This window comes from Campylobacter concisus (genome assembly GCF_902460705.1).
In the GTDB taxonomy this organism is placed as follows: domain Bacteria; phylum Campylobacterota; class Campylobacteria; order Campylobacterales; family Campylobacteraceae; genus Campylobacter_A; species Campylobacter_A concisus_Z.
This window is the reverse complement of the sequence record NZ_CABPUP010000002.1, coordinates 166,570-178,332: the sequence shown is the minus strand read 5'-3', so window position 1 is coordinate 178,332 and position 11,763 is coordinate 166,570. Positions and strand designations below refer to the sequence as shown.

Here is an 11,763-nt window from a genome sequence, read left to right as displayed (position 1 = left end):
ATTTCTCCTATTCAAACAGTTTTCTATACCATGCTACATCAGGCTTGATAAGGTCAGAATTTCTAAACGGTGACTCTTCAAGCTTTTCCTCGTAAATTTTAGCCGAAACATCACGACCGGTCCTATTATAAAGATCTGCTATTTGCATATCTAGGAAGTAAAGCGCGAGTTTGAATTTAATAAGCATAGTCTCAATAAGTGGCTTATATTCAGTATTTGGATACATATAAAGAAATTTCTCGATCTCTGTTACGCTATCTTCCATAAGTTTTTGGTTGCGGTTTGGCTGAGTGAATGAGTCAAAATTTGCTTTTATCTTTAGATACTGAGCAAACTCTGTTTTTGGGCCGTTATCACCATATCTTTTGATGTACTCGTCAAGATAGTGATTTGCCATTAGATACTCTTCATCGTTTGCATGTGCTTGGGCAAGGATAAGTAAAATTTGCTCCAAAAGCGGGCTTGCTACGTGTTCGCTTGCCATTGAAACATAGTGTTTATCAGCCGCTTCAAGATCACCATCTTTTATATCAGCGATAACCTGAGCATACCACTCATCAGGAGTTAGATTGTAAAGCTCGGTATATTTTTCAGCACAACCACTAAAAAGCCCCAAAAGAGCTACAACTGCTAGAAATTTAGAAAATCTTTTCATGCTTTTCCTTAAAAAGTTTAAATCCTCGTATTCTACATTTTTTGCTATTATTTTTGTATAAATTTTTTAAAACTATGATAAAATACGGCAACTTTACAAAATAGGAGTTAGTATGATTTTTAGTGTTAAAAGCCCTATTTTAGGCTTTGAGCATATTAAGACGATGGAGTTAATTGAACTTGATAAATTTTTTGTTAAGCTAGCAAGCAAAGATGATGAGACATCTTTTACGATGATAAATCCTTTTGCATTAAGAAGCTACGAATTCGATATTCCAAGCTATTATGAAGATCTTATGGAGATTAAAGAAAGCTCTCAACTTAGAATTTATAACATTATCGTTGTTGCACTCCCACTTGAAAAATCAACTGTAAATTTTATAGCTCCTATCGTTTTCAATATGGATAATATGACCTTATCTCAAGTCGTTTTAGACATTGCCAAATATCCTCAGTATGGGCAAGCTGAAATGATAGAAAATTTTATACAAAAATAGTAGCTAAAAGCTTTTAGAAAATCTAAGGAAAGATTTTTTATTGTTATTTAGAGGATTTGTTGTGAAGATAGCATACTTACTCTGTTTTATTGTCACATTTGGTTTTTGTGCACCCAGAGCTTGTACGACAGCAGAAGCAGCATCTATTGGTTGTAGTGGAGCAAACTATTCTTGCTTTATAGATGCTGAAGAGTACCAAGATAACTCTTCTAAAAATATCCCACATTGCATAAGAAAATCTGATAGAACTTGGACGATAGATACTAACAACTTTGTCTCAGGTGTAGCACAAGATCACTATCATATTTACGTTGAGCAATTTTCTCCATGGAATCAACGATCATTAATAGGCATGTGGGATGATCACTCTAAAGGCTTAAGACAAAGATCAATAAATGGCAATCTAAATACCAGAGTAAATGGTGATATAGCTACCATTGGTGCTACTATTATGATTCCACAATACACTGGATATAATTTTGTTCCAGATCCATCTAACGTAACAAAAACATCATCTACCGCCGATAGACTATTTTTAAATACTGGTAGTTTTACGTCTAGTAATTACACGCTTTGTCAAAAAACATATATTTATAATCCTAGCAAGTATCCTTATTGTCAAAATTCATCCTCTTCCACATTTGATTTTAGTGAGAAAAATACCTTTATACAAAATAATTTAAAAGGTAAAAATGTGGTCTATGCCAGACTTTACTGGGGTGGTTCTCTTTATCAAAACTGGGCAATAAAAAATCTTGGGTCAAATTTATATGTAAGCGCCTTAAATTACATAAAAGGATATAGCAGGATTGATTTTAAAGCTCCTGGAAAAAATGCAATCACAATAGATGCTGATCCAAAAGATGTCTTTTGGTTTGGTTCATTTAGTGAGTATAAACCAAAATCAATGACTCTTGAATCATACAATCAAAACGAGTCTAATAGCTACTATGTAAAGGCTGGAATAAACTACCAATATGTAGCAAGCGCTGATGTAACAGATATAGTTAGAGATTCTCTTGGTACTAGTGAGTCAGATAGGACATTTTATGCTGGTAATATCAGATCAACTACGATTCCCTTTAGTGATGAATTTATAGACCCAAATGATGGCATATATAAGGTAAACAATTCCACTAATAGAAAATTAAAAAAAACATACGGCACGCTACTATTCTCACCAGTTCAAGGGCAAAATGGCTACTGGATACAATCCATTGCACCACAATTTGCGGCTTGGAGTTTAGTCATCATTTATGACTTTGATGATAAAACCGCTGCAGCAAACAATATAGAGCCAAAGCTTGTTAGTATATTTGATGGATTAGAAAGACTTGCAGCAGACTGGATGAAGTCAAGCGATCCGTTTGGTACTGTAAAGAGCTCAACCGTAGATGTAAAATTTGAAAATATCTATACACCAAAAGCAGGCGATATAAATGCTACGCTTACAATGTTTTCTTTTGGCGGAAAGCCAGAAACAAAAGGTGAGAATATTGAAATAGAAAACGAAGGTAGCTATCTGAGCATAACCAGCAAATACAATGCAAAAGGTGATCAATTTAACTCAACTATGACAAAATTTGGACAACTTATAAATCCAGGTAAAAAATTTCACTCCCAAGCAGACTTGGATATATTTGATATATCGGACAAAATGTCATATGCTCAAAAAGAAGCGGATATAAAATTTACAGTTACAACGATTAAAAATTCAGGCGGTGCTAATGTTGTAAGTGCTGACCGTATAAATTTAGCTCTAGTTGGCTTTTCTACTCGTATATATAAGCCAGATGTTTGTTATATGGAATATATTTATGCGAAAAAACCTAGCGATAGTACTTTTACAAAGGTGCAAGAAAATACTCCAACGGTAGTGCCAGCAAATACTATTTTAAAAACTTTCGTTGAAGTTACAAACAATACTAATGAAGCTGCCCAAGACTTTGCTCTAAAAGCTACAATAGATCCAAGTCAAATTTATAATCCAAACTCAACTTACATATACGCAGATAAAGCATCACAAGGGCCTAGTGATCTGCTTACTATGTCAGGACAGGTACACTATAACGACAACACAGGCTTGCAGCAATTAAGCGGAAATGACTTAACTTTTTATTTAGGACAAGGTGCGGCTGCAAATAAGGGTGGAGAAATGCTAATTCATCAAGGCAACTACGCTTATGCCATATATGAAACCACCCTTAAGTCTAAATTTGAGCCAAATAGCTACAAAGCCACAGTTGCAAATGCTGATATAAATTTACAGCCCTATGACACATACATAAGAAGATGTAGCAATCAAAATTACAACATTACTTTAGGCGTTAGTGCCAGTCCAAATAATTTCGTCGTAAGCAATAGACAAGACGATGGCTCAGCGGCTTTTAAAACTAAATTTAAAAATAGACTTCTAACTAAAATCGTTTCTACGCCATTTAATGTCTATATCACAAACTATGATACAGATGGCAATAAAAAAGTACCAGATGCCCCAGTAGATGTAAAAGTAGAGTTGGTCGAGTCTTGCAGTGCTCCAACAAATTTATATGAACAAGATATAACATTTAATGGCGTAACTGATATTTTGTTATCAGGTATTAGTATTGATAGAGCCTATAAAAGCGTAAAATTTAGAATTTCTCATCTTGATCCAGTGACAAATACTACAAAGGTTGAATGCGAAAAATTAGATGATTTTGCTATAAGACCAAGTCACTTTAGGCTATGGGATACCGACAAGAATACGATAAATAATAACAATGTTTTAATAGGCGGCAAAGTTTATAATAACATTGCTCTTGCAGCTATGAAACCTCTTGATAGTGGCTTAGCAAATGGATATATAAACAACATAAGTGGCTCAAATGGAGAGATAAAACTTGTACCAGCATATAGTGCGACTTGCGATCCTAGCATTATAGAGAGCGAGAACAAACTAAGCGTAGATTTTAACGATCCAAATAAAGCATTGGGTAAAATTTTCCGTCACACATCAAGTGGACCTGTTGGCTTCTCTTACTCAGATATAGGTGATACATATTTTTATGTATTAGACAAAGACTATACAATAACTGATCAACATACACCATCAAGAGCTGATGATTGTGTAAAAAACTCAATTAGCAACGATCCATCACAAGACACTGCTCAAGAAGGAAGGATCGGATGTAGTATAAAGCTAGAAGGCAATAGAGATTATTTATTTAGGCCAAAAGATATACAAATAAGCAAGTTAAAGATAACAAAAGATAACGATATAACATACCTTGATAATGAAGGCATACAAAAAGCAAAGCTTGACTTTGAAGTAACTGCTAGGTTGTTTAACGATGACCCAGCAAAACTTTATAATGAAGATTGCTATGCAAAAAATATGAACTTTGATATAAAGCTAGACAGAGTTCCTTTAAATTTTACAGATAACGATGGCAATGCCGGCACATTACCAAAAGCAAATGAAGAAATTTTATTTTTTGAAATTCCTGGCTCAAATACTAGAAAAGCAATAGATCCAAGTGCTACAAAATCAACATTTTATGTAGAGAAAAATACTTTTGTAAATGGCGTAGGCAAAGGTGAAGTATATTTTAATTTTGAAAGAAAAGTAAATCATGCTAAAAATCCTTTTACTATTTCAAGTAATGATTTTAGCTTTAGCGGCATGTCAGATAGTACCGATACAGTAAAAAAATATGAAAAACCAGCAACAGAAACAACGGCAAAATTTTACTTTGGTAGGGTTTATGCACCATTTTATGAAGGGCTTTATAGTGGCTTTTATGCCAAAATTTATTATGGTGCCTACTGCGATGGATGCAATAAAAATATCTATATGAAAGATAATGGCAAACTGTGGCAAGACTTTCCAGCAGCACCATTTTGGGCTACCAATCCAAAACACAGCGCAGGAGTACTTAACTATCATGACTTTAGCTTTACAAATACTTACAGCGGCACTGTTTTAAGAAATGATGTAAGTAGCATAAGCAATGGCGAGCAGATAATTTTTATAAGAAACCCTTCGGCAGTTACCGATGTGGCTAAAATGAGAGCACCTAGCTGGCTTCTTTATAGTGAATTTGATGAGAAAACCGAAACAAATAATTTTAATCTAAATTTTCTAGTACCAAATGGCGAATGGGCTGGTAAAGTCCTAAAGAGCAATAACATAGAAGATAAGACAAGCGGCGCAGTTGGAGGTTTTATAGGAGTAAAATCTAATAGTGATAGTAACCTAGATATAAGCGATAAGACAAACAGGAGAATAGAGTGGTAAAAAGAGGTGGCTTTTCATTGATAGAGCTTATCTTGTCAGTGCTTGTAGTAGCCATAGTAAGTGCAAGCTTGCCACTAGCAGTAAGAACTACTTCAAATTTAAGCGAGCAATCCTTAATGCAAGAAGGACTAATGAATGCTAAAACTTATATGTCATTAATATTAAAAGCACCATTTAGTGATCAAGTCTTAATAGCCGGTAAAAATACCATGCCATCATCTATAACCACTCAAGAGGCTATAATTTTTCCTCTTATTATCTGCGACCAAGGGGCAAATCCAGATTTTTATGAAAAAAGCGGTGTAAAAGGTGAAGGACATAGGATACTTGCGTATCCGGTGCAAAATTCATCTGCATGTGCCACAAGACCTAGTGATTCAAAGCTTCCAGAATCAATCAAAAGCGTAAATTTTAAAGTAAAGTCTATCAAAAATTTCAATACTCAAAAATCCATCTCACCAACCGCTAGCACCACTAAACGTGACTTTATCATAGATACAGAAACGACTCCAACCATAACAAATGGAGCTGATAAATTTGTAGTTAGCACTCCTTTAAACGATAGTGACGTTTTACAGATAAAGCTAGATACGACTATGAAAACTACAAAAGAGAGCAAAAGCGTACTTTATGGATATGCCTTTAACATAGGTGAAAGTAGCACTCTAAGTGTAAAAGAATGGAAATGAAAAAAACAAAAAAAGCTTTTACATTAATTGAGCTAATAATAGTCATCACCGTACTTGGTGTTATCTCACTTATGAGCTTTAACACGCTTATGAATTTATATCAAAACTATTTTCAAAGCAAAGTAATAAACGAACTAGAAACACAAAGCGAAATCGCTCTAGAGCAAATTTCAATGCTACTTAGCCACAGAATCAAACAAAGCGTTATCGCTAGAAAAAAAAATGGAGATTACCTAGCTCTAAATGATAGTGGTGTAAATTTAAGTAGTGACTTTGAAATTTTAGAATTTATCCCAGCTGCTTATGAGCTATTTGATGGTATAAACGAATATAAAGGAGATGATACTAACGGGGATCCTATCATCGAAGAAGGCATATATAGCGGATATGTAGATCTTGCAAATAGCTCTGTTGCAAATGGATTAAAAAGCCCTGGAAGCAAATTTAATGACGCTTTTAAAAATGGTGTAATGGACTTGACCTGCGAAAATGATAGTGATGAAGAAGATGCAAATAGCGGCTCTAGGTGTATAAACGCCGATAATGAAAATGGCGGTTTAGTAGCGATATTTTCTAGCATACTTTATAGAGTTGGTAGCAGCTTTGGCTATCAAGAAAATTTAGACCAAAGGCACTTAGATATCGCAAAAGTAGGCATACAATCAATCGACACGCTTAAAATTTCAAGTGATTTTAAAAATAAAAAAATTTCAGAGCAGTATAAGCTAGCTTACACAGCCATTGCCATAGCACCAGCTGAGCAAAGTGCCGAGGATGTACAAAACGGCTCTTTTGACCTTAAAATTTACTACAACTATAGGCCATGGCTAAACGAAGGCTTTAAAAAATTTAGCTCAACATCTACAAAGGATATCAAAGCCGAAAGTGCAACACTAGCTAAACATGTAACAAGATTTGTCTTCACGGAAAAAAATGGTGTCATCGCGCTAAAGCTCTGCCTTAAAGCAGAAAAATCAGAAATAACCATTTGCAAGTCAAAGGCGGTTTATTAATGAGAAAAGGATTTACGTTAATAGCAGCGATATTTTTTCTAGTTGTAGCAGCCTCTATCAGCACTCTTGCTCTTTCGATAGCTAGCACATCAGCTAGACAAAGCAGTGAAATTTATCTAAGAGAGCAAGCACAGCTCGTTGCTCAAGCAGCAGCAGAGTATGCGATGTTTGAAATTTTTAGAACTGATTTCTCAAACAAATGCTTAGATAAAGTAAATGGAGAATTTAACGATATGTTCGACTTTAAAGTAAAAATAACTTACTTTGGCGATATCGGTATATGCACTCCACCGACCATCATGCCAGGAACAAACGGAGTCGCAAGTACTGGCAACATGATCTTTGATGTTTTTGTAATATCAAAAGATAAAAAAACGCCAAATCCTATAAATTTTCACAAACGAACTCTTCAGAAACTTTAAAATTTTATAAAGATTTTAGTTTAATTTGTTTTTAGTTTTAGCGTGTTATAATCATCTTACTTTCTATAAAGGAGATTACGATGAACATAAGCATTGTAGGAAAACAATTTGAGCTAACAGAGCCAATCAAAAACTATATCCAAGACGCTTTTGATACGCTTGGCAAATACAATCTCGACATCATCTCAGCAAGATGTGTTGTAGCAGCCGATGAAAAACAAGGAAAAAAAGGCTTTAATGCAGAATTTTCTCTAAATATGGCCCATAAAGATACGATAGTCGTTCGCCAAAAAGATAAAGATCTTTACGCTGCGATCGATCTTGCTATCGAAAAAGCATCAAAAGTTTTAAGAAGAGAGCATGATAAGAAATTTACTGTTAAAGGCAAGGCTGACGATAAAGAATTTCGCTCAAGAATAGGTGAAGAAAAGATCGAAGGTGTTGAAGAGATCGTGCCTATGGAACTTGAAATTTATAAACCACTTGAAGTTGAAGAAGCACTTGAGAAACTAAAATCAAGTGATAAACAATTTTACGTATTTAACGATGTTGACGCAAAAATGCGTGTGATCTATAAAAGAACAGACGGAACTTTCGGTCTTTACTAAAATTAGGGGCAGCTTTGCCCCTAAAATTTATGCTAACTCACTATAAATTTTCTTTCTGAAATCTAAAAAGTCCTGTTATAAAAACTGATACGCTAGCAAATGGCTTTAAATTTTCAAAAAGGTGTTAAGCTCTATCAAGATAACTTTAAATTTAAAATTTTACCCAAGTATTTAAGCAAACCTTTAAGCCTTAAAAGCCAACTATATTTTTATAAATTTTATGAGTAATTTTTATTTAGCTTTGTTGATTAGATTATCAGAGTTATAAAAACCTTATCAAATTATCAATTTTGGTTTTTAACTCAACGTCCAAACATAATGAAAGAGTGCTTTAAAATCAAAAAGTGCCTAAAATTTTATAGAATAGATATCCCTACATAAGATAGATCTAGATACAAGACGACATAAACTAGGTTACAACTGATGAATGGCAAGGCAAAGAATTACATGCCATAAAAAAAGTGGGCGATTTTCTTAAAAATAATTTTAAGCATCTGGATGTGGAATTTTACTTTACAAGCTGGAAAAACGTAGATGAATGTGGTAAATAATATAGCAGAGCAAACGAGCTAAAAATGTTTGATAGTACTAGAAATTTTTAAAGATAAAAGAGAGATAAAGCTCTCTTTTTGATTTTTAAAATATCAAATAACTAAAACAAATACTATCTATTTCTCTAAATTTTCACTAGTTTTTGGTCTAAAGGCCTTATTTATCTTTCTTATCCAAATGATTAGCGAGATAAATAAGATAAAGTAAAATACATAGCTAGCTACCGGCCAACTAGTATCAGTACCGCTCTCTTTTAGTGAGATGACATTTCTAAACTCTTGAAGCATAGAAATTCTATATCCATAATATTTTACAGTTACGTTTTTATCGCTATTTGCAAAGCCTTGAGCTTTGGCTTGTACATCAGCTGAGTTAAATTTAAAATAAAACGGAAATCCCCATGCAGTATCTTCATTTCTATAAGCCATGACTTTATTTGAATTATTAGAATCTTTAGTGTAGACAAAATAAACATCTCTAGTAGGGCCATCAGCTGGATTTTTAGCATCAATGATACCATCTTTGTCCATACGTTTGACATCGCCACCTGTGATTTGCACATTTGCATAGTGTGGAAATGAATAATCAACTACAAGAGCTAAAAAAGAGTGTAAGAGTACGATAAAAATAACGCAAATTCTTTTAAAAAATGTAATCATTTCTTTCCTTTAAATTTGCGTTATTTTATGAAAAGATAGCTTAATAAAGGGGCAAAATACCCCTTTAGTTTTAAGCTTTTTTATTAAGCATGAATTTTAGAAGTTGCGCAAAGAAGCTGATTCCACCGATTATTAAAATCGTATCGCCAATCATTCTTACCCATCTTAAATTTTGCAAGTGTGATTGTTGTAAAAGCTCAGCGCTTCTTGCATACCACATACCATGCTCTAGGCTCGCAAATGCTTGATAAATTCCTATTGGAAGCAACGAAAGTACGATCATTAGCATAAGACCTATATTTAGGCCCCAAAAACCTACTTTCATAAGTTTTTCATCAAATTCTTGACCTTTGAATAGATAAGTAGCTACTAGCCAAACAAATCCAAGTGCCAAAAATCCATAAACACCAAATAGTGCAGCATGTCCGTGAACTGGAGTCGTATTTAGGCCTTGGATATAAAATAGTGAAATTGGAGGATTGATTAAAAATCCAAATACACCAGCACCTAGCATATTCCAGAAAGCAACTGCTATAAAGCAGTAAAGTGGCCATTTTAATGTCTTAGCCCAAGTTTGAGCAAACTGAAGTCTATAGTGCTCATAAGCTTCGGCGCCAAGCAATACAAGAGGAACTACCTCAAGTGCTGAGAAGCTAGCACCAACTGCCATTATAGGTGTTGTAGTGCCTGCAAAATATAAGTGGTGGAAAGTTCCTGGAATTCCGCCCACTAAAAAAAGTGATGCGCTCGCAAGTGTTGAAAACGTAGCAAATCTCTTTGAAACAAGACCAAGACTAACAAATACAAAAGCAAGTGAAGCGGTAGCAAATACCTCAAAAAAGCCTTCAACCCAAAGGTGTACAACCCACCAGCGCCAGTATTCCATCACTGGAAGTGGACTTCTTTGGCCATAAAATAATCCTGCTCCGTAAAATAATCCAACTGCAACTGCTGAAGCTGCAAAGATAGCAAGTAAATTTTTGTCACCTTTGTTCTTAAATCCGCCGATAAATCCGCGAAGTAAAAGTAGCATCCAAATGACAAGGCCAACAAATAAAATAATTTGCCAAACACGTCCAAGCTCGATATATTCATATCCTTGGTGTCCAAACCAGAAGCTTAAATTTATAGGCATAATATTTGCGATCGCTAAATACTCGCCAGCAAAACTGCCAACTACAAGGATTAGTAGTGCGTAAAATAGCAAATCTACGCCAAGCTTTTGGAATTTTGGATCTTTACCGCCATTTATAATAGGTGCTAGGAAAAGACCGCCTGCTAAAAATCCTGTCGCAATCCAGAAGATACTAGCCTGAATGTGCCATGTTCTAGCAAGTGAATAAGGAATATAAGCTGATAAATTTATACCGTAAAATTCTTGTCCTTCGACTGTATAGTGAGCTGTAAAGCCGCCTATTAAAATTTGGAATGCAAAAAGAGCTAAAGTCACAAAAAGATATTTTTTAAGAGCTTTTTGAGATGGAGTTAGGCTTAATTTACTAAGTGGATCTTCGCTAATAGCTTCCAACTTTTCATCATCTTTTTTACCATAAAAAGAGCTAAACCAAACAAGAAATCCAATACCAGCAATAAGTATTACAACGCTTGCGATTGACCAAAAGATATTTTCGCTTGTTGGTACATTATCAATTAGTGGCTCATGTGGCCAGTTGTTTGTGTATGTAGCATCGCTGTTAGGTCTGTTTGCTGCGGTTGCCCAGGCTGACCAGAAGAAAAAGTTATTAAGATCATCTCTATCAGAAGCATTTGGAAGAGTATTTTCTTTCATCGCATAAGCTTCTCTTAAAGATTTAAACTTAGGATCATTTCCAAAAAGTGATGAATACTCTTGGCTTACTTGTTTCATAGCCTTTAATCTATCGCTGCTAAGTACGATCTTATCGTCTTTTACGCCATTTTCTCGGTACTCTTTTTTAAGTAGAACTTTTAGATTTGCCTTTTGCTCATCATTTAAGTCAGCATATTTTGAGTGATAAATTTCATCTGCTTTTAACTCTAAAAATATAACTAACTCTTTGTGAAGCCAGTCCGCACTCCAATCAGGTGCTTGATATGCGCCGTGTCCCCAAACAGAGCCAACTTGCATACCTCCTATGCTTTGCCAGGCCTCTTGACCTTTATAGATGCTCTCTTTGTCGATCACGACATTGCCATTCTCATCTGTAAAATTTACAACTGGTGGCGAGCTTCTATAAACTTCAACGCCGTAGTAGCCTAAAATACTAAAGCAAATTACTAGTACTGCAACAAGTGCTAGCCAATACTTTTTGTATTCACGCATTGATTCTCCTTTTTTTAAAAATTTTAAGGCGAAGTTTATCTCATTTTAAAAAAACAAATAATGACATATGTCAATAAGAGGAGAGAAT

At 34.6% G+C, this 11,763-nt stretch carries 9 protein-coding genes; 6 read left to right on the top strand and 3 right to left on the bottom strand.

What is annotated here, in order from left to right:
* Positions 1-7: 7 nt before the first annotated feature.
* Entirely contained in the window at positions 8-655 is a 648-nt protein-coding gene (locus F3G75_RS04890) for an outer membrane protein assembly factor BamD (protein WP_149716766.1), read from the bottom strand.
* A 112-nt stretch (positions 656-767) separates the two neighbouring features.
* On the opposite strand from F3G75_RS04890, the gene fliW reads away from it, so the two are divergent.
* From fliW to hpf, 6 genes are all read left to right on the top strand, one after another.
* Positions 768-1,151, top strand: coding sequence for a flagellar assembly protein FliW (gene fliW, locus F3G75_RS04885; RefSeq protein WP_149716765.1), 384 nt, complete (start codon positions 768-770; stop codon positions 1,149-1,151).
* 61 nt (positions 1,152-1,212) lie between these two features.
* On the top strand, positions 1,213-5,430 hold the full coding sequence (locus F3G75_RS04880; RefSeq protein WP_149716764.1) for a hypothetical protein: 4,218 nt from the start codon (positions 1,213-1,215) through the stop codon (positions 5,428-5,430).
* Entirely contained in the window at positions 5,424-6,119 is a 696-nt protein-coding gene (locus tag F3G75_RS04875) for a type II secretion system protein (RefSeq protein WP_054196360.1), read from the top strand. The genes F3G75_RS04880 and F3G75_RS04875 overlap by 7 nt, the downstream gene beginning before the upstream one ends.
* Positions 6,116-7,132 carry a type II secretion system protein gene (locus F3G75_RS04870; protein WP_223154343.1) on the top strand — a complete coding sequence of 339 codons (1,017 nt, stop codon included), beginning with the start codon at positions 6,116-6,118 and terminating at the stop codon, positions 7,130-7,132. The genes F3G75_RS04875 and F3G75_RS04870 overlap by 4 nt, the downstream gene beginning before the upstream one ends.
* A complete protein-coding gene (locus tag F3G75_RS04865; protein WP_149716762.1) occupies positions 7,132-7,554 on the top strand; it encodes a hypothetical protein in 423 nt (140 codons plus the stop codon). Before F3G75_RS04870 ends, F3G75_RS04865 begins: the two co-directional genes overlap by 1 nt.
* An 80-nt stretch (positions 7,555-7,634) precedes the next feature.
* Positions 7,635-8,162 carry a ribosome hibernation-promoting factor, HPF/YfiA family gene (gene hpf, locus F3G75_RS04860; RefSeq protein WP_021090930.1) on the top strand — a complete coding sequence of 176 codons (528 nt, stop codon included), beginning with the start codon at positions 7,635-7,637 and terminating at the stop codon, positions 8,160-8,162.
* A gap of 668 nt (positions 8,163-8,830) precedes the next feature.
* Here hpf and F3G75_RS04855 read toward each other — a convergent pair.
* Together F3G75_RS04855 and F3G75_RS04850 are read right to left on the bottom strand one after the other, a co-directional pair.
* On the bottom strand, positions 8,831-9,373 hold the full coding sequence (locus F3G75_RS04855) for a DUF1523 family protein (RefSeq protein WP_103604720.1): 543 nt from the start codon (positions 9,371-9,373) through the stop codon (positions 8,831-8,833).
* Positions 9,374-9,443: 70 nt separating this feature from the next.
* Positions 9,444-11,675 carry a nitric-oxide reductase large subunit gene (locus F3G75_RS04850; RefSeq protein WP_103604719.1) on the bottom strand — a complete coding sequence of 744 codons (2,232 nt, stop codon included), beginning with the start codon at positions 11,673-11,675 and terminating at the stop codon, positions 9,444-9,446.
* Between the last annotated feature and the right edge of the window lie 88 nt (positions 11,676-11,763).